This is a genomic window from Bradyrhizobium sp. CCGUVB23 (assembly GCF_024199885.1).
GTDB lineage: Bacteria > Pseudomonadota > Alphaproteobacteria > Rhizobiales > Xanthobacteraceae > Bradyrhizobium.
On record NZ_JANADQ010000001.1, the window covers coordinates 2,583,390 to 2,606,244 of the forward strand.

Annotated in this window: 21 protein-coding genes and 3 pseudogenes; 5 read left to right on the plus strand and 19 right to left on the minus strand. The window is 59.2% G+C overall.

Going from position 1 to position 22,855, the window contains the following annotated elements:
* Positions 1–359: 359 nt before the first annotated feature.
* Positions 360–599, minus strand: a complete 240-nt coding sequence (locus NLN62_RS11790) for a hypothetical protein (protein WP_254108875.1) — start codon at positions 597–599, stop codon at positions 360–362.
* A gap of 1,578 nt (positions 600–2,177) precedes the next feature.
* Positions 2,178–3,095 (minus strand): MBL fold metallo-hydrolase, encoded by a 918-nt coding sequence (locus NLN62_RS11795; protein WP_254108876.1) that lies wholly within the window; start codon positions 3,093–3,095, stop codon positions 2,178–2,180.
* A gap of 142 nt (positions 3,096–3,237) precedes the next feature.
* Between NLN62_RS11795 and NLN62_RS11800 the strand changes: the two genes are divergently transcribed.
* Positions 3,238–3,864, plus strand: a complete 627-nt coding sequence (locus tag NLN62_RS11800) for a LysR family transcriptional regulator (protein WP_254108877.1) — start codon at positions 3,238–3,240, stop codon at positions 3,862–3,864.
* Between the two features lie 65 nt (positions 3,865–3,929).
* Here the strand turns inward: NLN62_RS11800 and NLN62_RS11805 are convergent, their stop codons facing one another.
* From NLN62_RS11805 to istA, 3 genes are read right to left on the minus strand one after another with little or no spacing between them, the layout of a single operon-like run.
* Positions 3,930–4,151 (minus strand): hypothetical protein, encoded by a 222-nt coding sequence (locus NLN62_RS11805; RefSeq protein WP_254108354.1) that lies wholly within the window; start codon positions 4,149–4,151, stop codon positions 3,930–3,932.
* Positions 4,148–4,927 carry an IS21-like element helper ATPase IstB gene (gene istB, locus NLN62_RS11810; RefSeq protein WP_254108353.1) on the minus strand — a complete coding sequence of 260 codons (780 nt, stop codon included), beginning with the start codon at positions 4,925–4,927 and terminating at the stop codon, positions 4,148–4,150. The genes NLN62_RS11805 and istB overlap by 4 nt, the downstream gene beginning before the upstream one ends.
* Positions 4,917–6,455, minus strand: a complete 1,539-nt coding sequence (gene istA / locus NLN62_RS11815; RefSeq protein ID WP_254108352.1) for an IS21 family transposase — start codon at positions 6,453–6,455, stop codon at positions 4,917–4,919. The genes istB and istA overlap by 11 nt, the downstream gene beginning before the upstream one ends.
* A gap of 820 nt (positions 6,456–7,275) precedes the next feature.
* Between istA and NLN62_RS11820 the strand changes: the two genes are divergently transcribed.
* Positions 7,276–7,593, plus strand: a complete 318-nt coding sequence (locus tag NLN62_RS11820) for a LysR substrate-binding domain-containing protein (protein WP_254108878.1) — start codon at positions 7,276–7,278, stop codon at positions 7,591–7,593.
* A 306-nt stretch (positions 7,594–7,899) separates the two neighbouring features.
* Here the strand turns inward: NLN62_RS11820 and NLN62_RS11825 are convergent, their stop codons facing one another.
* Complete coding sequence (locus tag NLN62_RS11825) at positions 7,900–8,253, minus strand: carboxymuconolactone decarboxylase family protein (protein ID WP_254108879.1); 354 nt, start codon at positions 8,251–8,253, stop codon at positions 7,900–7,902.
* Between the two features lie 233 nt (positions 8,254–8,486).
* On the minus strand, positions 8,487–8,858 hold the full coding sequence (locus NLN62_RS11830) for a hypothetical protein (RefSeq protein ID WP_254108880.1): 372 nt from the start codon (positions 8,856–8,858) through the stop codon (positions 8,487–8,489).
* An 88-nt stretch (positions 8,859–8,946) separates the two neighbouring features.
* Between NLN62_RS11830 and NLN62_RS53445 the strand changes: the two are divergent.
* Positions 8,947–9,366 (plus strand): annotated as a pseudogene (locus tag NLN62_RS53445) (transposase).
* A gap of 1,039 nt (positions 9,367–10,405) precedes the next feature.
* Entirely contained in the window at positions 10,406–10,594 is a 189-nt protein-coding gene (locus tag NLN62_RS11840; RefSeq protein WP_245288299.1) for a hypothetical protein, read from the plus strand.
* Between the two features lie 711 nt (positions 10,595–11,305).
* Here the strand turns inward: NLN62_RS11840 and NLN62_RS11845 are convergent.
* The 7 genes and pseudogenes from NLN62_RS11845 to NLN62_RS53455 all read right to left on the minus strand — a co-directional run.
* Positions 11,306–11,613: pseudogene (locus NLN62_RS11845) on the minus strand (ATP-binding cassette domain-containing protein); the annotation flags it as partial.
* Between the two features lie 198 nt (positions 11,614–11,811).
* Entirely contained in the window at positions 11,812–12,816 is a 1,005-nt protein-coding gene (locus NLN62_RS11850) for an ABC transporter substrate-binding protein (RefSeq protein ID WP_254108881.1), read from the minus strand.
* 21 nt (positions 12,817–12,837) lie between these two features.
* A complete protein-coding gene (locus NLN62_RS11855; protein ID WP_254108882.1) occupies positions 12,838–14,202 on the minus strand; it encodes an FAD-dependent oxidoreductase in 1,365 nt (454 codons plus the stop codon).
* 300 nt (positions 14,203–14,502) lie between these two features.
* Positions 14,503–14,733: pseudogene (locus tag NLN62_RS11860) on the minus strand (IS256 family transposase); the annotation flags it as partial.
* A 1,055-nt stretch (positions 14,734–15,788) separates the two neighbouring features.
* The gene (locus tag NLN62_RS53450) at positions 15,789–15,986 is read right to left on the minus strand and encodes a transposase (RefSeq protein ID WP_371933121.1); all 198 of its coding nucleotides are present in this window, start codon (positions 15,984–15,986) and stop codon (positions 15,789–15,791) included.
* A gap of 6 nt (positions 15,987–15,992) precedes the next feature.
* Positions 15,993–16,193, minus strand: coding sequence for a hypothetical protein (locus tag NLN62_RS11865; protein ID WP_254108883.1), 201 nt, complete (start codon positions 16,191–16,193; stop codon positions 15,993–15,995).
* A 369-nt stretch (positions 16,194–16,562) separates the two neighbouring features.
* Positions 16,563–16,742 (minus strand): cold-shock protein, encoded by a 180-nt coding sequence (locus tag NLN62_RS53455; protein WP_371932976.1) that lies wholly within the window; start codon positions 16,740–16,742, stop codon positions 16,563–16,565.
* Between the two features lie 259 nt (positions 16,743–17,001).
* On the opposite strand from NLN62_RS53455, the gene NLN62_RS11870 reads away from it, so the two are divergent.
* Positions 17,002–17,349, plus strand: a complete 348-nt coding sequence (locus NLN62_RS11870; protein ID WP_254108884.1) for a LysR substrate-binding domain-containing protein — start codon at positions 17,002–17,004, stop codon at positions 17,347–17,349.
* On the opposite strand, the gene NLN62_RS11875 is transcribed toward NLN62_RS11870, so the two are convergent.
* From NLN62_RS11875 to NLN62_RS11895, 5 genes are all read right to left on the minus strand, one after another.
* Entirely contained in the window at positions 17,319–17,672 is a 354-nt protein-coding gene (locus NLN62_RS11875; RefSeq protein WP_254108885.1) for a carboxymuconolactone decarboxylase family protein, read from the minus strand. The genes NLN62_RS11870 and NLN62_RS11875 overlap by 31 nt on opposite strands.
* Positions 17,673–17,837: 165 nt before the next feature.
* Positions 17,838–18,635: an amino acid ABC transporter ATP-binding protein gene (locus tag NLN62_RS11880; protein WP_305881672.1), complete on the minus strand. Its 798-nt coding sequence runs from the start codon at positions 18,633–18,635 to the stop codon at positions 17,838–17,840.
* A gap of 15 nt (positions 18,636–18,650) precedes the next feature.
* Positions 18,651–19,811 carry an amino acid ABC transporter permease gene (locus tag NLN62_RS11885; protein WP_254108886.1) on the minus strand — a complete coding sequence of 387 codons (1,161 nt, stop codon included), beginning with the start codon at positions 19,809–19,811 and terminating at the stop codon, positions 18,651–18,653.
* 3 nt (positions 19,812–19,814) lie between these two features.
* Positions 19,815–21,080, minus strand: coding sequence for an amino acid ABC transporter permease (locus NLN62_RS11890; protein WP_254108887.1), 1,266 nt, complete (start codon positions 21,078–21,080; stop codon positions 19,815–19,817).
* A 10-nt stretch (positions 21,081–21,090) separates the two neighbouring features.
* Entirely contained in the window at positions 21,091–22,122 is a 1,032-nt protein-coding gene (locus NLN62_RS11895; protein ID WP_254108888.1) for an amino acid ABC transporter substrate-binding protein, read from the minus strand.
* Positions 22,123–22,855 lie beyond the last annotated feature (733 nt).

A 22,855-nucleotide genomic window follows, 5' to 3' on the forward strand; every position in this document is an offset into this window, starting at 1 on the left:
TGCTGCGAACGCCGTCTTCAGCATCGCCACGTCGAGCGACCGCCCCCCGCACCGAGGCCCGGGCGCGCCTGAAGCCGCAAATGATCGCGACTGCTGGTGAGAACATCAAGAGCGACATCACAAAGGCGGTCGCAACCTACGTAACGGAGTTAGACGGGCTCCCCGAACAGCATTGGGTCGCAATGGACTGTGGCCCCAAACCGAGCGAGCGGATATAGCGCGACTGCGGTCCGCCGAACTTCAACACGGTGTCCGGCCATTCGAAATGCGTACCGACCCGCTCTATTTATTTGAGCGACGGCCTCATTGACCAGACCGGCGTGACGCTGCTGGAACACGGTCCGAATTGGGTTCAATACTTACGCACGATCGCAACCTTGCCCGCCCTGAAGTTTCGGGGAGGCGGTCGGTCCTTTCGGAAATGAAAAGGTGAGCGGGAAGGTTTTGGCAAAAAGAGAATGGAGCGCGGCCTGCTCCTCTGCAAGGCGTCTTTCGATGAACTCGCGATCTACGTCCGACAGCCTTGTTTCTAGCACTCGTCGACACCGGTGCATGTTGTTGCGATGAGCCCGAATTCGAGCCAGGTCTTCATCGAGCATCGTTGTCACTCCTGAAGACCCATGTCCTCTTTGATTTCGAGCAGCAGCAAGAGATCTTGCAGCGAAACGCTTTGGCCTCTTTAGAGCGCACGCCGCATCGGAGAAACGTCCGGCAGCCAGCATACATTTCGCTCACTTCCCGAACTCGTTTCTCCATTTCAAAGTCGTGCTTCACCAAGGGCGCGGTGGGCCGGATCCCGCTCGCCGGGCTAGGCCCAATACATAGACGATGCCTGGTATTGATTATTGCGACGGCTTGCCGAATGGCGCCTTAATCCCGCGTTTGAACGCCTTTTTCGACTTATTTCATCATATCGGCATATGCTTGCGCTGGTGCCAGACCGATTTCCCCACCTAATAAGCGGCCGTGAAGCCAGTGTTCGAAAGCCGGGTCGTCACGCCGACGTTCGGCGATACACTGCTCCCGCAACCGCGAATGTTCGAAACATACGGCGAGCTGTCTCGCGTATCGTGTAAGCCGCGCTGCGGATCCACGCACATGTCGATCGAAAGCACTCCAGCAAACGTTGAAGTCTTGCGACTTAGGCGGCATTGGCCAGGCTCCTGCGCGAGCTGTCGTTCCACCGTCCCACGGACGCCATTCCGAGCGCCTTCAAATAAGGGGCACCGTCGGTGTGTTCCACCGAAAGACTTTCGTTCAAGCTCCCGTCACACGCTTGAGCATTGTAGGAAAACGAAATGCCACGTCCGAACATCCCGCCCGACGAAATCTTACAACGCGCGAGCGCCTTCCCGTTGCCCTGGCTGAAGTTCACTACTCAGCGGCCGCTGAATCGCACTGTCCGTGCGCTCTGGACGCCAGGGCGAAAGCCCACTCACCTATTGCCGAACGAGCGGAAAGACTGCGCGTGACAGCCCCGCTACGCTGATTATCGTCACTGCTGCGGCGCCTAACATTGCCCCTCCTGCTTGGCTCATGACCACACGGTTAAGGGTATTCGCCATAGTGTCATGGCAGGAGCTTTCCTTGCGTTCGCCGGCGACAACGCTATCTTGGGGCCCGTGAATAGGCTATCTCGCTTGCATCTTTGGATTTGCCTCTTCATTCATTCGGTACCGGCCTCTGGTTCGAGCGCGCTTTCATCGAACGGGCTCATTGCGAGGTGACTCGCCTCCACGGAGCGCGGAGTGGGGTGCGACATGGTACATCGTTTCAGCCTGAGCGCTCTGCTCGGCTAGTTCGGTTGAGTGCAGAATGCTTAGGAACAGGTCTCGGCCATGGAGCAAAGAAGAGGAAAAACGCCTTCTCGATCTCGCTTCGAACAATGAAACCCCAAAGCGGATTTCAATCCTGCTCGAGAGAAGCGAGAACGCCGTCGCTCGGCGGCTCAGGAAATTGCGACCGAGTCCCCCAAAATCCCAGCCGTCCTCCTGAGCGTGGGGCAATGCGCGGGAGCAAAGCTCCGCGCCGGCGGCCGCTGAGCAGCTCAGCTGGCGCTGGGCTTGCCCCACACTAATTTCCTCGAGCGCATCCGACCTAGCGCTTCTAATAGATGTGCGGTAGGTCCTAGCATTCATGAATACCATTGCACTGAGAGTTCTGATCCAGGCTCAGACTCAGGGCTGATGCCCCAATTTCACGATCATCTTCGAGTGGCGTTCACTCAAGGCCTTCAACGCGAGCAAACTCTTCCGTTCGCTTTCCCGGTTGTCCGTGTAAGTCCCAGGCTCGACGTCGTGCTCCCAACCCCAACGCGTGTGGGCAGCGTCACCCGTCAGGAGCACCGGACCTGTTGGCGTGCGAGCGAGATAGGAGACATGGCCCGGAGTATGTCCCGGGGTTTGGATCGCAAACAACGAACCATCACCGAAAACATCGATCACCCCTTCGAATTTCCCATCCGGATCTTTCGTGAACTGGAACTCCCGAAGTGCGGGCCTTCCTTCAAGGAGGCTGTCCTCCGTCCCTTGAACGGCCATATGCACAAAGCTCGAATACTCGGGCTCACCGGGGCCCGTGTAGATCGGCACGTCCTTTGGAACGTCCGGCATCCCAGAGATATGATCGAGATGTAGATGGGTCATAAAGACACCTTTGAGCGGAACGCCTTCCGATTTGATGACCGACAACGTGTCTTGCCGGACCTCCATCCTTTGGATCTTCGCAAATTTTCTCAGCACCCATCCGACCCCGACGCTCGCGGGATCCTCCACCAGCCGCTTTGAAACCCCGGTATCGACCAGAAAAAATCCCTGCGTCGGATGTCGCACGACATGTGTATAGATCTTGATCGGCTCCTCGTGATCCTTGAGACCGGCCTGAACAGCTTTCGGATCGTTCAGATTGAGCAGTCCCGAAAGATCGGCAATCCAATCCGCGCCGACGACCGTCTTGAGCTCAATTGGTCCCGGCTGATCGATCAAGGCTTCCATGGCCGCCGAGCTGATCGGCTTGCCGAGATCGGCGGGCTTCCCCGGATGCGAGGTCTGCGTGCATGCGGAAAGCGCGGCGATGGTAAGGGCGCGCCAATGCAAAAGAGTCCTGATTTGCGGAGCATGATTGTTTTCCTCATTTCTGGCGCCCCTTTCGCTCTGGACAGCCAGAATAGCAATCGCCTAACTTCCTATGTTGTCATACATAAATGGATGGCCCGCGGATCAGCCTCAGGAGTGATAGGTGGAACTACAGTGGGATGACCTCCGGATTTTTCTCGCCGTTTGCGACGCTGGGAGCCTGAGCGGCGCCGCGCGACGCCTCAGGGTGAGTCAACCCACTCTGAGCCGGAGGATTGCGGAGATGGAGTACGGGCTCGGCGAGCCGCTTTTCGTTCGCAAGAACCTGGGCATCTCCTTGACGAAAGCCGGACAAAGGCTCCTTCCCGCGGTTCAAGGAATGGCGCAATGGGCGACGGAAGCCAATCGCTCACTTGACGCTAAGACCTCGTCCGTGAGCGGCCGCGTGCGCATCGCGGCGATACCATCGTTCGCCTTCGATTTCCTGGCTCCGATTGCGGAAAAGCTCAAGAGAAAGCATCCACAGATCACTCTCGAAGTTCTGGCCAGCACTCAACGTCTGAACCTCTCGCTCGGCGAGGCCGATATCGCACTCAGGAGATATCCGTCCAATGATCCTGACCTGATGACCGTCGAAGAAGTTGTCGTTCCGATCGGTGCCTACGCGAGCAGGGATTACGCTCGGAGACTGCCTGCGAAGTACAATTTTCGCGACCTCGACTGGATCGCATGGGCAGGTGTTGGTGACTTTCTAAATCCGCACAAAAATGACGACAAGAATGGGCGGTAGGATGGTGAGGGAACTAAAAAGGCGGCCCGCAAAGGCCGCCGCCGAGTGTCGCAGTGGTGTGTGTTTCAGAAGGAGTGTGGTTGCTCTTCGTCGTCGCGGTGATCGGCCGGCGCTTGTTGCTCCTGGATGAGTTCCTGGATCTTGAGGCAGTAGTGCGACCAGATGCTGTCGGATAGATCCTTGAGGAGCTCGTGGACAGCGAGCGCCTGCTCCGGGGTCCATTCGGGATTGATGAGGAAGCTGATCCCGAAGTTGAGGCCGGATGGTTGATGGTGGTTTCTGGTCATGCAACGTGCTCCTTCTCGTTGGTACTGGCGGGCCGGCTTCGATGCTGTGTGCTCTGGGCCTCGGCGCGTTCCAGAGCTTCCTTGAGGCGGTAGGATTCGCCGTCGATGGAGATCACCTCGGATCGGTGCACGAGGCGGTCGACGAGGCTGACGACGCATGCGGCATTTGGGAAGACCTCCGTCCATGCGGCGAAGGGCTTGTTGGTGGTCACGATTGTGGAGCGGGCCTGATAGCGCCGGCTGACGAGTTCGAACAGCAGGTCTGCGTGACGGTTCGAGTAGGATAGATATCCCACCTCGTCGATCGCCAGAACGTCGGCGGCGGCGTAGTGATGGAGCCTTCGGCGCAAAGCGGTATCGCTGTCGAGGGCGGCAAGCTCGCCGAGCATTTCGCTGGCCGATCGGAACAAGACCGAGTGACCGGCGATGAGCGCCTGGTAGGCGATATTCTGCGCGAGGGTCGATTTGCCGACGCCGTTTGGTCCGACGAAGACGATGTTGGTTGCGTCGTTCATGAAGGACAGCGACATCAATTGCTCCACTGCGGCGCGGTCGAGGCGCCTGGGCCAGAGCCAGTCGTAATCGGCCATCGGTTTGAAGTGACCGATCCTGGCGTCGCGCAGGCGTCGCTGCAGCGAGCGCCGGGCACGTTCCTCCTCCTCCCATTGCAGCATGGGGGCCAGCCATGGGGCGCCGGCGATTTCGTCCCAGTGTTCGACCAGGCCGTTGAGGCGCAGCGCCTTGGCGCGGTTCAGCAGGGCATCATCAGTGCTCATCGTCGTTATCTCCAGAAGGGGTCAGTTGGTCGTAGCTGTCGAGGCGGTGCGGCCGGACCGTTGTATCCTTGCGCCGCACATGTTCGGGCAGGCTGGTTTCGACGGGCGGCGGTTCACCACGCTCAAGGCGCCGACGTTCGAGTGCGGCGCGGACCGTCGCCGCATGGACGGAGCCCGCACGCAAAGCGTCCTCGACGGCGGCCTGCAATTCCGTTGCGCCGTAGCGATCGAGCAGCCGCAGCAGCGCGGTCGTGAGCGCACCGATGTTGGCGCCACGTTCGGCGGCCCTGATCATCAGGGTCTGACAGACCGGCACGGTTCGGGTGAGGCTGTTGAGGCCGCGATGCTGGCGCGCCTCACGCTTGATCTCGGCGAGATCCTTCAGGTGTCGTCGGTCTTCGATCTCTTGGCCACGATCATAGCTGCGACGGTGACTGGCGATCATTTGCGCGCCGTCGAAGATCCGGACCTGGCTGAGATCGGCCCGCACGCTCAGCATGCGCCGAACATGGGTATGGGGAACCGTGTAGTCGTTCAGGTCGAACCGCACATAGGGCGTTTTGCCGACCTTCACGGCGACCTGCTCCTCAACGGGATACGGGTTGGCGGGCAGCGGCAGAAGCAGTGGTTGCTCCTTTGCGAACGCCTGGCGTACTGTCATCTCGCGATCCTCCGGACATGGTCGGTCCGCCGCTTCGGATCGGCACCATTGTTCGGCCTGGGCATTCAGCTCGTCGAGATCGGTGAACTTGCGGGCGATGAAGAATGCCTCCCGGATATGCCGTATAGCGCGCTCGACACGGCCTTTTTCGTTGCCCCGGGCAACCGCGACAGGACGCGGCTCGAACCGATAATGGCCGGCGAAGGCAAGCAGCGTGGGATGGAATCGGATCGCATCGCCCTGGCGCTCGAGCACCGCGCTCTTAAGATTGTCGTAGAGCAGGACCCGGGGCAGCCCACACCATGTGTTGAACGCGCCGATGTGGCCGCGCAGGAAGTTTTCCATGCGCGCATCGAGGAAGAAGCGCAGGTAGATGTCGCGCGAGTACGACAGCACCATGACGAACGCCATCAGCGGACGGCGGGCGCGACCGATCTCGATGTGACCGAAGTGCCCCCAATCCACCTGCCCTTGTTCAGACGGCAACGTGCGCAGCCGCAGGAACGCCTCGGCTGGCTTGCGTGGACGGTGCAGAGCGATCAGGTGCCGGAAGTAGCTGGGCGACCCGCGGTAGCCGCGCTCACGCATCATCGCATACAGGCGGCTGGCCGTGAGTGCGGGGAACTGCTCCAGCGTCTTCAGGACGATCGGCAGATAGGGCTCGATCTTCGTGGGGCGCAATATCGGCCTATTCCTGGGCAGTCCGGCCTGGGTCAGGACGCGATGCACGGTCGTGTGATGAACGTGCAACTGCTTCGCAATGGTGCCGCAGCGCCATTTCTCGACGTGATACAGACGCAGGATCTGCGCTTCCAATTCAGGGGTAACGGTCATCGGTCGGGTCTCGGCCTCCATAGGGGTGAGCATGACGAGGCCCCCGGCGACGCACGAAGCCGGTACGAAGGAACAGCGACAACCGACAGCCGCAGAACCGACAGCTCGGCATGGGCATGATCGATGTCGTCGCTCGCTCGCCGACGTCAGTAGGTGCAACAACGACATCGTCCGCAGGCCGGCGCAGTAGTGAACCGACAGGCCATGCGGGTGGAGAGTGATGCGTCACGTTATTGTGCCGCGCCCGGTATCGTCGGGCGCGGGTCGCATGCGCCAGGCGTCCGCGGCGGCTGCGCTGATAACGCCGTCCCGCCTCGCGCAGGCTCTCGCGGCGGGCAGCACGGGCGCAGTCATGGCCGCAATAGCGTTGTCCCCGGTCGCAGTTGCGGCAGATCGTTACCTGCGAACGGCAGCGGCCGCACAGAAAGAAGCGGCCCGTGAGCATCCGCGGCGGTCCTTTCGGAGCGCCGCCGGAGGTTGGTGGAAAAGGTCGACGGAATGCGCTGACAGTGCGATAGTGCAGGCCGCGCACCGTCCGTGGGGCGTGACATCGAGCCCCACTTGCCAGTTGAGATCGGTGTTACGCCGGCTTTGTTTCTGCGGCGCTGATTACCCGCAGATCTACCATAAGGCAGGCGCAAAGCGGGGTACGTCGAAAGGAGCCTCAGGGCGCCCGGAGACGTGCCCCGCGTCTTTTATTCCTCAACTCAGACGCTGGTCGTCGCCGCAAAGGCGTCCGCCCGCTTCGGCGCGATTGGTGAGCGCGCGTGCGGACGCCTTCGCTCTACCGCCGTCGACCTCGTCGTCATTCTTGCGCGGTTTTCGACAGTCAACGACAGCAGGAGAGCGTGAGATGACGAGCCCGAATCCGGAGCTAGCGGCCAGGATCCCTGACTTTCGTCCCGCTTTCACATCTGACGACTACAGCGTGCAGGTCGCGGCCTGTCAGGCCGGCGTTGGCGCGATGATCCTTCTGAAGACATCCCATCGGCTCAAGCGACCGGGCGAGCTTGTGGAGCTCAAGCTCGAGCTTCCGACCTCGCTCCGCGCAGAACTCGCGATCATCTGCCACAAGCGCATGGCGGATCTACCCAAGGTCAGAACCGTCGTGGATCTGCTCAAGCAGGAATTTGTCGATCTGAGGAAGACCCGAGGCGCGAGCAAACTTTGAATAGTGACGCCAACGATCCAAGGCAGGTAAGAGATAACAAAGACGCCTCAGCCAAACATTCGAGTGCGAGAGGCTCAAGAGTGTTAAAGTTCGTCGGAAATGCTGACACCTTCGGATCCTTGGTCTCCCATGCACGGCCATAGGGTCGGAAAGCGCCACACTGTCTTCGTTCCCCGGGAGAATCCTCGATAGCCGCTTACTGGATAGGTTTGGTTGCGCGGCCTGAATGCTGGCTAAGACAGCGCCCGGTCGGATGGCCTCCAACCGGGCGACAATTCAACTAGTCAGGGAAGAACGTGCCGTTGTCTATGCAGCAGCGTTCGTACCGGACATCTGATCGAAGCAGTCCAGGGTACGAGCTGTATAGACTAGCGCCGCGCCTGCATTCATCGCAATCGCGACGCCCAGCGCCTCGGCAATCTCAGCCTTCGACACGCCATGCTTCATCGCAGCCTCAACGTGGCTGGCGATGCAGCCATCACAGCGGGTAGTGACCGCAACCGCAAGTGAGATCAACTCGCGCGTCTTCGCGTCGAGATGCTGTGCTTTATCGCCGGAATTGGCCAGAGCTAGATATCCTTTGACCGTTTCCGGCGCGAGCTTGGACAAGTCGCCAACCCGCGACTTCACGGCAGCGCGATACTTCAGCCAGTCTAACATGCAATCTCCTCTTCTCTTCTGCTTTTCAGAACATCGTCGCATCATATGAGACGAAGCTGTCAACAAACGCGTCAAAGTTCGCGCGCTCGATCCTCGTGCAAGTACTATCCGTGCGTTTCCCCTCCGGCCACCTCGTCGCGGCACACCGCGACACGCTTGAAAGCCATAGCCTCAGTGCAGAATCTGACTGAGAAACAGCTTTGTGCGATTGTGCTGTGGGTTGCGAAAGCTGCTCAGGCCAGACCTGCTATAAAGCCAATTGCCTTGACCGTGCGCCCGAACATCAACGCGATCCCCGCGTTGTAATGGATTGCGTGACGCACATTGACCAGACACAGCTGCCCATCGGACAACCGATCCGCGAAGGGCACGCGCATGGCTCGGGAAATATGGTCGCTGCGTATCCCAGACCGCACCTCGTTTGGTTTGGGGGTCTTGCTTTCTTCTGTTTCCTGACCGCCAGCATCGCGTGCCTTTTTGAAACAAGCAAACGAGATATATTCACTAGGCCGTTCAATTTTTTTGAAGTGAAATCCGCCGTCGTGCCCGAACGCCTCCGTTTTGATATCAGTGCTCGAGAGCAGTTCGTAGGGCGATGGCTTCATCTCCGCGCGTGCATCACAGTCATTGGATCGATACTCGATTGGGCTCGCCGTGACGTTCTCGCTCTCGAACCATCATGCGAGCTTGCCGGTGGCCTATCGGCTCTATCTACCAAGGGAGAGGGTGACGGACCGTGTACGTCGGCGCAAAGCCCGAGTTCCCAAGGACATCACCTTCAAGACGAAGCCGGCAATTGCACTTGATCATTTGCGCTGAGCCTGTGCGGCGGGCTTGCCGCACGGCGTGGTCCTGATGGACGCCGGCTATTGGCACCGACACCGCTCTGCGTGGGAGTACTACCGAACTGGGCCTGATCTATGCGTGGCCGGCACCTTACCACAGACCTCGGTGTGGGCGCCCGGAACCGGACGGTGGCCACCGAAGAAGTGGACGGGGAGCGGAGGACCTCCAAAACTGCTAAGGCGCGATAGCAAACACCGACCGATTTCGGTCAAGAAGCTTGCGAGCAGTCTCGCCAGCACATGCCTGGCACAAGATCACGTGGCGTGAGGGTACGGCAGAACAGTTGTCTACGCATTTTGCCCGTGTGCGCGTCCGTCCGGCACATCGAGAACTGGCTCGCCGAAAGCCGGCCTGAGGAATGGCTACGGGTCGAATGGCCAGAGGGCGAGACCGCACCGACCAAATATTGGTTTTCAACGCTTCCGGCCAGCATTGGATTTCGTCAGCTGGTCGATATCGCCAAAACTGCGCTGGCGCGTTGAGGCGCGACTACCACGAACTCAAACAGGAGGTCGGCCTTGGCCACTTCGAGGGGCGGGGTTGGCGCGGCTTCCACCATCACGCAACGCTGTGCATCGCCGCTTATGGATTCCTGGTCTCGGAGCGAGAAACGATTTCCTCCTCAGCAACAGCCTCCACAAAAAATCTTCAAGGAAGCTACGATTCTCGAACTTTATCGGCCGAGAGGATCTGCCATTGCGGCCTGAACGGCACGTTCCAAATTCGATTGCGACCGTCCGACGAAGATTGAGCGCAGCCTCGTCGCGAGTAGCCATCGAAATTTATGGCGCAGTAAGACTAAGGACTTTCCAAGTGTACCACAGCCAAGCGTGGGTTTTAGGTTCACAGCGAGCGGCCTTGTGTGAATGCCAACCATTCCTGGTAGGTGCGGCGACCGTCGGGATCTAGCATGCTCAATCGCCATCAGGCGAACGGACGTATGGATTAAATTGTACTCGTTGTTGGATGCTTGAAAATGTCGGGCATGAGGCAACGGCTTAGAGTCGCAATGTTCAAGAAGGTTGAGGCTTGACAGAGCAGGTGCGGACCAACAGGAAGTCGAAGTCCCGACACCATGAATTTTTGGAATGACACACACCCCGGCACTTCTTTGCCGGTGCTGCTGCATTTGAAAATCAAGCGCGCGATCTAGACATCGCCGATCTCTGTCTGGCAGGCCGAACCAACCTTATAGAGAGTGTTGAAGAAGCACGTGGCCTTCCAAAGGCCGCATTCTCTGTGGTAGGGCAGTACTTGAAAGTGCGCAGCGTATGGCTGCGCAACTTGAGACGAGAGGAGGATTCCGATGTTCGAGGCTAAAGACTATCGCGTGTGTTGCCACCACTTTGTCACTCCAACCGACCGCGCCGTCTACCCGGCGCAGGAGCCCTTACTAACCTACCCTGAGGCCCTCCGCCACGTGCAGGCTGAGCAGGCCAAGGGCTACATGGTGGCCTGGGTCATCGACCGCGCCGGAGCAGGCGCCACCAAATGAGATTGGTGATTCGAACGCGAAGCGTTCCCACTGAGCGATGGTATGCATGGGACTGTTAGGACTTAGTCCGCGGCAGCATCAGCTATGACCGAGTTGGCTGGCGCATTTCGAGGGGGCCTGCAGGGCCACCATCCCGCACGGTGGCCGGGTATTGCTGATCAACAAGACGACCATTGAAGGGTTTACGTCCGTTGATGAAGTTGACAAGGCTTTCGTCGACGTGCTTTCGGGGCCGACAGGCGTTGGCTTTGTCCATGTCAAGGAACGAGACGAAAGGGACAGATACGAGTCAAGTTTCTGCCGACATGCCGCTGCCGTTGAACGAGCAGCGGCATGATTGTGCCGAGTAGCTGCACAAGCGTATGCTGCAAGAGCCGCTGCCGGAGGTCGCGGCCGTCACCGAGATCGAGGCGATCCACGCGGTTGATCTGCCGCAGCATTCGCCGCGAGCCGTTCCCGGTCAGAAATGGCAGCTGTTGCGGACGAAAACGGAGTCGATCAATGGCTTCTTGCTACGGGAAAGGAATGCAAGGCGATGCTTGAGGCGCCGACAATGCGCATTTTGCTCCGCGATCTCGTTGATATCCTTGGTGACTAGCGCGACGCGACGGTCGAGATAGCGCGCCAGTCCTCGGCCAAGTCCTGCCCTCGCTCAAGCAAAAAGCCCGGATTTGATCTATGACCGGCGTCCTCCGCGTCACCAATCGACTCGCCGGAGAGCTGCTTTGGATAGGCCGTGCGAAAATCAGTGAGGCCGGTACGGCGCAGGGCGTCGCCAACCTGCGCGCGGCGCTGCGCGGGCGAGAGCTGAGGCTGTCCGCAGGCGGCGCGCCGCGCAGTTCCGCAGCGCCCGATGACGGCAGCAGCAGCCCGCCGAGGATCGACAAGAGCGTGCTCTTGCCGCAGCCCGACGGCCCGACAATCGCCACCACCTCGCCCGCGCTGACGGTGAAGGAGACGCCGTCGAGCACAGCGAGCTCGCCGAAGCGGTGGGTGATGTGGTTGGCGATCAGGTCCATCTGCCAGGCCTCACTCTCGACCGTCATCCTGAGGTGCGAGCATTGCGGTGCATATGCACCGCAATGAGAGCCTCGAAGGATGAACGGCCGGGCTGCATAGGGGCCGTCCACCCTTCGAGGCTCGCTTCGCGAGCACCTCACGCGACAACGGCTTCGCCGTTGCGCGGGGATGACGGGGAGGGTTGGGAGCGCGCGTCATCAATCCGCCTTCACATAGTCCTTCGCAATGATCGTGTCCGCGTCAAAGCCCTTGTCGGCAAAACCCTGCGCTTGCAGCCATTTGATCTGGTTGTCGACGTTCTTTACGTCCAGCTTGCCGTCCGGATCGATATAGGCGCAATTGCCGACCACCTGCTCGACCGGCAGGTCGGTGTACTTTGCGATGATCTCGAGCAGCGGTTTAGTCTGCTCATTGATCGGCACAACGCCGTCCTTCATCGCGGTCAAAATGACGTCGTGATATTCGCGATCGGCTTTTGCCAACGCACCGAGCAGCTTCGTCACCAGCACCTTGTTGGCGAGCGTCTTCGGCGAGGCGAAGACGGCGCCGAGCTGCCAGGGCGTCTCGTCGCCGACCCAACCCAGGAATTTCGCGCCGCCCTCGTCCATCAGCTTTCGCGCGGTGGAGATGGGAAGCAGCGCGGCGTCGACGGTCTCGCCCTTCAGCGCAGCCGCCGCATTCGACAGCGATTGCAGCGGCACGATCTTCACCTCCGACAGCTTGAAGCCGTATTTGTCCGCGAGCAGACCGAGGGAATAGTGAAAGGATGATCCGACCTGCGTCATCGCCACGCGCTTGCCGGCAAGGTCCTTCGGCGTTTTCAGCCCGGCCGCGTACGCGTTGTTGCTGGCGAAATAGCCGATCAGGGGATAGCCGGCCTTCTCGCGGCTCATGCCGCCGATCACCTTCAGCGTACCCTTTCCGGCGAGATTGTAGAGACCGGCGGTGAAGGCGGTGATGCCGAAATCGACGTCGCCCGAGGTGGTGGCGACCGCGATCGGCTGTGCCGCATCGAAGAACTTCAGCTCGATATCGAGGCCGGCGTCGCGGAAATAGCCCTTGTCCTGCGCGATGAAGACCGGCGCGGAGGACGACAGCCTGAGCACACCAATCCTGGCCTTCAGCGCCTCCTCGGCCTGCGCTGTTGCAATCGTCGTCAGCGCCAACAAACCAGCTACAGCAAACCGCGCAACCCAACCCATCCGGCTTCCTCCGTCGTTTCTTTACAGGCCCTCTGGCACGGTCTGGTCCCGCCCGATGAAGGCGCCCTGTTGTTTCAATGTTTCCTGCAATTTTGCAACCGGGATGTCACGCGGGATCTGGTTGCCCGACAGCGCCAGCGCAGCGGCGGAACCAGCCGCCTCCCCCATCACGAAGCAGGCCCCGGAGACGCGTGCCGCCGACTGGCCCTCATGGGTCATGGAGGCGCAGCGGCCGGCGACCAGGAGATTGTCTACGCCCTCCGGCACCAGCATGCGATACGGCAATTCGTTGTAGCCGCGCGATTCCGGGATCGGCGGGAAGGTGAAGACGACGTCGCCAGGCACATGGGCCTCGATCGGCCAGCCATTGACGCCGATGGAGTCCTCGAAGGAGGCACAAGCGAGCACATCCTCGCCGCTGAGCTGATAGCCGCCAGTGATACGGCGGGTCTCGCGAATGCCGAGCTGCGGCGGCAGGTCGACGATGTAGGATTTTTCAAAGCCCGGCACGGTGCGCAGGAATTCGAAGGCGGCGAGCGCCTGGCGACGACCGTCGATCTCACCGCGGGTGAGATCATCAGGCTCGATGCCATTGATGGCGTGGCCGTCCTCGCGCGCAATTTGCGTGAAATTCACCCGCCACTCGATGCCGTGGCGCTGCGGCCGCACGATCGCGCTTTTGCGCGGAAAGCTGTGCGTGCCGGCGGCGAGCGCCTTTTCCATCAATTGCGGAATGGTGCGCCAGGCTTCGCCCGCCCGATCGGGATCAATGCCGTTGAGGCGGAACATCATGGACGGATAGAGCGGATGGCCGTGCTCATCGCCGACCTCGTAGGGCGCACCGGCCCAGACCGCGAGATCGCCGTCGCCGGAGCAATCGATGAAGATCTCGGCCCGCACCGCCTGCCGTCCCGCCTTGGTCTCGACCATCAGCGCATCGATGCGGCGCGCATCGCCCATCACGACGCCGGCGCCGAGAGCGTGGAAGAGGATATCGACCTTGTGGCTCGCGAGCAGATCATCCGCCGCGATCTTGTAGGCCGCGGTGTCATAGGCCTGCGCAAAAACCTTGCCGAGGATCAGATGCGGCTCGTTGAGGCCGTCGAGCCGATCGATCCGCGCGAGCAGCTCGGAGGCCATGCCCTGCACCAGACGGTGGTGCCTGCCATGGACATTGCCATGCAGGCCGCAGAAATTGGTCACGCCGGCGGCCGTGCCCATGCCGCCCAAGAAACCGTAGCGTTCGATCAGCAGCGTTCGCCGCCCTGCCCGCGCGGCCGAGGCCGCTGCGACGATGCCAGCCGGGCCGCCGCCGAGCACGACAACTTCATATTCGCCGTAGAGCGGCACCTGGCGCGCAGGTTCCTGAATGGATTTTTGCTGCAAGACGATATTCCAGTCGTTTGAGGCCCAAGGAGGGCCATTCCTGCTATCTCGACAAAGGGATCGACGAAGTAAAGCCCTGTGGCGCCACAAGACGATTGATCCCGTACGGCGGAACTGACAGAAGATACGCCTCGAGTGCTAAACTGTCCGAGCAGCGAATTCTATTCCTTCAACGGCGTTATGGAGGCGTTGCAGCACCATCCTTGCAGCACCATGATGCCGGTAGTTTGGAGGCTGATTTCGAGGGAATGTCCCGCACGATTTTGAAGTTGGGGGAGCGAGCGTTGTGTGACATGGAGATTACGGCCTTTCGATTGCGCTCAAGAGTGGGCGATCTTGAATGGCTCTCAGCGCAGCCTTCAGGATCGGCAATTGCTTCACGCGTTCAGCCGCCTGAAGCCCTTCGTCGCTTCGATCGTTGCCCGCAGCGAGCGTCGCGCTACCGCTTGACGTTGCTCAGATGCGGCGGATCGTGCCATTCATGTTCTCGATGATGTTGGTGCAGACGAGCGATCGGCGGAGTTGCTGCGGCCCAGAAGCCAGGTTGCCGATAGGCTTATCCCAGAAGATTGAGCCGCTTCTGGTTTAGCAACGTCCACGAGCTTTCGACGCGTCAAGCAAACGCTCACCGGCCCGAATTCTCTTCGAACTCTTGATCCAACGCCTCATGACCACGCCTTTTGAGCGCAGCCGGTTGGTTTGAGGCCCGCGCCTGATTGCCGCCCCCCGGGAAAGTCCCGTTCCACTTCCTGCCGTTGAAACATGGCATCGTACGCCTGCCGCCAACCTGGATCGAATGGATTGAAAGTATATGGGCCCACAGCAACCTTCCGTTTCTCGAAGTTAAGTCGGATCGGATTGCTACTCAGGCTAGCTGTCGAGAAGCTGACGACTCTAGTCGACGGTCCTTCCCTCTGCCTCGTGCTCCATGCGGGCGCAATGGCGGTAGCGACCGACAGAACGGCGCTGCGTCCCCTGGCGCGGCCGATGCTCCAGGACCAGTTGAAGCAGGCTGAAACGCGGTCCTTTCAGGTTTGCGGGTGTCACCATCGTCGCCCGTACGGACTCAAGCCGGGAGAGACGCCTCAGCTCGGCGGGCGAAGGTTTGTCCCGTTGGTGATCCCCGTCCATTCGGACCCCAGGGCGAAGTTAGCGGCAACCTGACTCGGCGCCTGATGTCAGATACAGCGCAGTCCCTACCACGCCCGCCGCTAACTTCAACGGTCCCAGCCTCAAGCGGCAGAAGCTGACCGTCGGATGCATCCGTCCAGAAAAACTTCACTGGCACAGCCACCAGAGCTGGCCGCCGCAAGTGGCTTGACGATCAGTCTGGGACCGAAAGCAGCGCGGGCGCGACTCGGCGCCGGGTCGGCTTGGGGGCAATGAAACAGGCGCTGTCCCTACCGCGTCCGCGCTGCTAATTGAGGTTAGCAGCGACGCGACTCGGCGCTGACCCTTCTGGATAGATAGCGCTGTCCCTACCACGCGCCTAACCTCAATGGTTCTGTATTCGGACTAGCTTTCCAAAAGCTGACGAGAGCCCGACGCAATTCACAAAACGACAAGCGGTCCGTGTTGCCCGCTTGTCAATCGGCGCGCACGACGATCTCGCCAATGGCAATCTCGATCACTGCGCCTGCCACAGAAGCCACCGCACCATCGCAATCCGAGTGCCGCGAGAGATAAAGCTGCTCAGCCCGAGCATCACGGCGCCAAGCGAACAGCTGCGACGGGTGGATGCCGATCCGGTGGGCGATGGCCGATACGCTCGCGCCACGCTCCAGTGCCTCTCACAACATCGGGGCCTTGAGACCCTGTGAGTTCAGCCATTCCGCGATGTGGGCGGGTACATCAGCTCCGTGAGCCTTCTTCGGAAGGTCCTCACGCTCCTTGCCCCGGGGGAGGAGCTCTGCCTTTTCCCTCGCGATCCGAGCTTCCTTGATGAGCCGTTCGCCAAGCGCTCTGCTCTGCCTGAACCGGATGCGCCTCATGTTTTCTTCCCTCCGTAATCGCTTTTCCAACAAGCTTTTATCGAGGCCAAGCCGTTTCCGAGAAACGTTAGCGCCGAAACACACCGCCGCTCCCAATCCGTTCGATGGGATCGGATTCCTCGATCTGGCTTGGCATCATCAGCCCCGGTGTCGCGAAGCGGTCTGGCTCGTCCCGCACGTAAGGCCCTCAACACATGCCGAAATATCCGCGACTCCACGTCCCCCGATTTTGTCAGACCCATCTCAGCCTTCTGAAAAGTGAGTCTTCTCAATTGATTCATGCCGGCAAGGGCCGCGCCCCTCTGGCTCAGTAAGATTAGGCGGCCTCGAGCGATCATTCCCGCACCGGCGAGTTCTGTATCATGACGTTCACCGCGCGCTCGCGACGGCTTCGCCTGTCGCGAGCGACTTCAAAGAGAACAACATCACCCACGTAGAGCGTATCGGCATAATCAACGCACTGACGTGAACAAACTGATCGGCACCGCCGTCGTCACACCGAATGAAACCGAAAAGGCGATCGCGATTCCAGTAAATCACTTTGCCCATCTCCACTTCTATTCTCCGTGATCAGGACCACACAGTAAACGTAAAGTGCGCTCCTTCCCGGCGATCAAATAGGCAGATGCGACCGCAGCTGATTTTCACTGTAAAGTAGGATGCGGTGTCGTGATCGAAGCCGGTGTACGCCCCGAGGCGCTTCGGGGCGAGCTGTAAGGGTGCCCCTGTTCCATGGTCGACATTTGTGATCGTAGTCGAATCCGTTCGCATTATTCCCGCGTACAGAGACACTTGTCCCGCTGTAACCATGAGTTTCATGCTCGTAGACGCTCACAACGTCGCGGCGAAGGCCGAGCGCAAATGCGGTTGCCTGGCGCCGTTCGCGGAAGCGCTCAAGAGAAACCACCCACAGATCACTCTCGAGGTTTTGGCCAGCACGGAGCGTCTGAATCTCTCGCGCGGCGAGGCGGACATCGCGCTCAGGAGATATCCCTCCGATGATCTCGATCTGATAACAGTAGGTGAAGTGGTGATTCCGATCGGTGCGTACGTCAGCAGGGACTACGCACGGATGGCCTCCAACCGGGCGACAATTCAACTATTCAGGGAAGAACCGGCCGTTGCCTATGCAGCAGCGTTCGTACCGGACATCTGATCGAAGCAATCCAGGGTACGAGCTGTATAGACCAGCGCCGCACCCGCATTCATTGCAATCGCGACGCCAAGTGCCTCGGCAATCTCAGCCTTCGACACGCCATGCTTCGTTGCGGCCTCAACGTGGCTGGCGATGCAACCATCACAGTGTGTGGTGACAGCAACCGCAAGTGAGATCAACTCGCGCGTCTTCCCGTCGAGATGCTGCGCTTTATCGCCGGAGTTGGCCAGAGCCAGATATCCCTTGACCGTTTCCGGTGCGAGCTTCGACAAGTCGCCAACCCGCGACTTCACGGCAGCACGATACTTCAACCAGTCTAACATGTACTCTCCTCTTCTCTTCTGCTCTTCAGAACTCGCATCATATGAGACGAAGCTGTCAACAAACGCGCCAAAGTTTGCGCGCTCGATAGTCGTGCAAGCGCTAAAGGTGTCGTCCCTTTCGGCTATCCGTCGCGGCCCTCCGCGACACGCTTGAGAGGCATCCCCTCAGTGTAGAATTTGGCTAAGAAACAGCTTCGTCCGGTTGTGTTGTGGGTTTCCGAAGAATTCGGCCGGCGTGTTCTGCTCGACGATCTGACCGGAATCCATGAAGATGACACGGTTAGCCACCTTGCGCGCGAACCCCATCTCGTGAGTGACGCACAACATGGTCATCCGCTCTTCGGCCAGACTCACCATCGTCTCCAAGACCTCCTTGACCATCTCCGGATCGAGCGCCGAGGTTGGCTCGTCAAACAGCATGATCCGGGGCTTCATACAGAGAGAACGCGCAATCGCGACGCGCTGCTGCTGACCGCCAGACAGTTGACCGGGGTACTTATTAGCCTGCTCGGGAATCTTTACCTTGCGCAGGTAATGCATCGCGATTTCCTCTGCTTCCTTGCGCGGCATCTTGCGAACCCAAATTGGCGCCAGCGTGCAGTTTTGTAGGATCGTGAGGTGCGGGAAGAGGTTGAAGTGTTGAAACACCATGCCGACCTCACGACGGACCTCGTCAATCTTTTTGAGATCGCTGGTGAGCTCCTTGCCGTCGACGATGATTTTACCCTTCTGGTGCTCCTCGAGGCGATTGATGCAGCGAATCATTGTCGATTTGCCGGATCCCGAAGGCCCACAAATAACAATGCGCTCGCCGCATATAACCTTGAGGTTCACGTCCTTTAGTACGTGATAGCCGCCGTACCATTTGTTCATGCCGATGATCTCGACCGCGACTTCATTCGCCGAGACTTGCGTCCTGCTGAGATCTACGTTCGCAGCGCGAGACGTACGTTTTGTGCTCATCTGCAGGCTCCCTTCTCACCGCCCATGCCCAGTTTCAAGACGCCGTTCCACATACTGCGAATATCGAGACATACCGAAGCAGAAGATCCAGAAAATCACTGCGGCAAAAACATAACCGGTCCTTGCGGTTTGCGGCGTCGCCCAATTGGCGTCTCCGGAAATGCCCTGCTTGACGATCCCAAGCAGATCGAACATCGAGATGACGAGGACCAGCGTCGTGTCCTTGAACAGTCCAATGAAAGAATTGACGATCCCTGGAATGACGAGCTTTAGGGCCTGCGGCATGATGATCAGCCCGGTCTTTTGCCAATAGCTGAGCCCAAGAGAATCCGCTCCCTCGTATTGGCCCTTGGGCATGGCCTGAAGCCCTCCCCGCACCACTTCCGCCATGTAAGCAGATGAAAACAGCGCAACGCCGATGAGCGCGCGGAGCAACTTGTCGAATGTCGTACCGGGCGGCACAAAAAGAGGAAGCATGAACGCTGCCATGAACAGCACTGTGACCAGTGGAACTCCCCGAACAGTTTCGATGAAGATGACAGAAAGTAGCTTGATCGTCGGCATTCTGGATCGACGGCCAAGAGCCAAGACAATGCCCAGGGGGAGCGAGACGACGATACCAACGTAGGCAAGGACGAGAGTGACCATAAGTCCACCCCATAGCGGGGTTTCGACGTAAGGCAGCCCGAAAACCCCGCCAATCAACAGAACGAAGGCGATAAACGGATAGATGCCGAAGAACAGGATCGCATTGGCCCGTTTGAGCGGCGCGCGCGGAATGAGCAGCGGGACGAGCAGTCCCACGAAAATGGCGCCCGCCAGCATCACGCGCCAGCGCTCTTCCAACGGATAACGGCCAAACATGAAATAGCCGAACCGGTTGGATACGAACGGCCAGCACGCAGCCGACCAACCGGCCGGCAGTTGGCCGCCCTGTTCGATGGTGAGGCAGGCAGTTCGATCGGTGCCAACCCAGACGGCATTGAAGAACAGCCAGCTCAGGATCTGTGGCAACGCCCACGCGGCTATGATCACAGCAACAACCGTCAGGAGCATGTCCGCCGGCGTGGCGAGGAGATTCTTGCGCATCCAAGCTAGAATCCCGACCTCGGAGTTCGGCGCAGGTTGCGCAAGGGTCATGTCGGTGCGCACCCAGCAAATGTCATGTTGCTTCATGCCTCACCTCTGCCTGAGTGCCAGCTTGACGTTGAACCAGTTCATGACGAGAGAGGTCAGAATGCTCAAACCGAGATAGACCACCATAAAGATGACGACGACCTCGATGGCGCGCCCGGTCTGGTTCAGGATTGTACCGCCCACTGCGTACAAATCCGCATAACCGACGGCCACTGCAAGCGACGAGTTCTTCGTCAAGTTCAGATATTGGCTCGTCAGCAGTGGGATGATGATACGTAGTGCCTGCGGAATGATCACCAGACGCAATCCTTGCCCAGGGCGAATGCCCAGGGAGGAATAAGCCTCCGCCTGCCCCTTCGGCACACCCTGGATACCAGCGCGAACGATCTCTGCGATGAACGATGCCGTATAGAAGGACAGCGCCAAAAGTAACGACAGAAATTCGGGCTTCACGTCGAGCCCTCCCGTCAGCATGAAGGTGCCCTTCTGCGGGAATTCGACGGTCATTGGAAACCCTGCCAGCACGCAACCAAGCAGCGGCAAACCTATGAGGAGTGCAACTGAAACCCAGAAGACGGGGAGTTGCTGCCCCGTTGCCATCTGGCGGGCATGCGCTCTTCGCGCGACGTACCATGACAGCCCAATGGCTACCATGAGCCCTGCAATAATGAGCCAAGCTCCCTGGCTCCAGATCAGGCGCGGGAGATAGAGACCGCGGTTGTTGAGGTATGAACCGAAGGGTAAAGCCAGGCTGCTGCGCACGTTCGGCAGCAACGCAAGCACTCCTTGGTACCAAAATAGAATCACGAGCAGTAGGGGCACATTGCGGAAGACTTCAATGTAGATGGTCGCAAGCTTGCGTATCATCCAGTTGCTCGATAGTCGGCCGATGCCAACCACAAAGCCTACGATTGTTGCGACAATGATGCCCAAGACGGCAACACGCGCGGTGTTCACAATGCCAACCAGCAAGGCCCGTCCGTAGGATGACTCCGAACTGTAATCAATAAGCCGGTCAGGAATCTCGAACCCGGAGCGTGAGTTCAGAAACTCAAATCCTGTCGGAATATTGGAACGACGCAGATTTTCGATGGTATTGTCAGAGATCCACCAGAGCCCGAACACCAGCAGAACGACAATTGCGACCTGGACAACGATGCTCCGGAGCTTCGGGTCATAGAACGGCGACGCCTTCGTCGGCGCGACATCGAGAACTACCTCTTGTGACACTGCGCTCCCCTCGCGTGAATTCTTGATGCCGATGTGGCGTGCTAGGACCCAGAATTGTGCCGAATTGCCCCAGCCCATCGTAGGGCTATCAGCGTATCGGCACGCCGTATTGGATACCGCCTTTGGTCCACAATGCGTTGACACCACGAGAGATATTCAAAGGGCTACCCGACCCGAGGTTACGCTCAAAGATTTCCCCATAGTTACCGGTCGCCTTGACGATGTTGACGACCCAGTCGTTTGACAGGCCCAGATCAGTACCGATCTTCGTTCCGGCTTCGGTCCCAAGTATCCGCTTGATGTCGGGATTGCTGCTCCCCTTCATCTCATCGACATTCGACCGGTTAATGCCAGCCTCCTCGGCATCAAGCAGCGCAAAGTAGGTCCACTTCACGATGTTCAGCCACTTAGCGTCCCCTTGACGCACGGCTGGCCCGAGCGGTTCCTTGGAAATAATCTCCGGCAATACGACGAAGTCCTTCGGCGACGAGGTCTGCAGGCGAGCTGCGTAAAGACCGGATTGATCGTTTGTGAAGGCATCGCATCGACCCGCATTGTAGGCCGCAGTCGCCTCCTCAAGGGTGTCGAAGACCACTGGTGTGTAGTCGATCTTGTTGGCCTTGAAGTAGTCGGCAAGATTCAATTCGGTCGTTGTCCCCGCCGCCACGCAAATCACCGCGCCCGACAGCTGCTTGACCGACTTGACATCGGGCAACTTCCGCGCGTTGATCATGAAGCCTTGCCCGTCATAATACATGACGCCAACGAAGCTGATGCCAAGCGAAGTGTCGCGGCTCACCGTCCAAGTGGTGTTGCGCGACAGGACATCGATTTCTCCAGATTGAAGCGCGGTGAACCGGTCTTTGGCCGTCAGCCCGGTGAATTTGACCTTGCTGGGATCACCGAATACGGCTGCCGCGACCGCACGGCAGAAGTCAACATCGAGACCAGTCCACTGACCCTTGTCATCCGAAGCGGAAAAGCCCGCCAAGGCTACGTTCACACCGCACTGGAGGAAGCCCTTTGACTTGATGTTGGACAACGTGTCCGCCGACGCTATCGATGCAGTCAGCGCAAGCGACGCCATACCTGCTGCGACTGCCAATGATTTCTTTCTCATGGTCTCCACCCTCTTCTTCGTCAAACATCTTCGCCACGGACTTCGAACCCGTGAGCTGACTCGGCATCGAGAGCCGTTTCGGATCGTTACAGCCAATGGGATCTCGGCGAGACTTGCTCGGGCCAGATCCGTTATGGCGCAGATTGTTTTTTAGCCCGCACACCCGAACGTCAACGCGATCCATGCGTTGCAACTGATTGCGGAACACGTGTTGACCAGACGCAGTTGCCCATCGAACGACCGGTCGCGATCGGCTCGTGCATAGCTCTGGGAATGATCCCACATACCCTCGACCGCACCTTGCTTGGCTTACACCAGCGCACATCCGGCGGTTAATCCGAAGCGATCCGCGCCTTGCGAACTAGCCCCCCACTCAACTCGTTCGCCAGACCGTGTACTCGTAATGCTGAGTACACAGATCGGAACGGCGTCGCATGTACTGCCCCAGAAAGACTGGCATAAGCGACCTTACCTCCCAATCAGCAATATTATGGTGGCCATTACCATTGTGACTCCGATGCCAGGGGCAACGATCCAGAAGGTCTCGTTTCTCGTCTCGAAACATCTGCGGGCGATATTCCATTTCGACAGCAACACGACCGAAAATCGAGATATTTGCTTGTGCCGGCAATAAAGCCGCGTCCACAGCATCTCCATCCAGTTCGACATCTGCGCCCTTATGAGTGCACACCCTCGAAGCTTCGCGATTTCCTGATCACCCAGCATCGCGTTG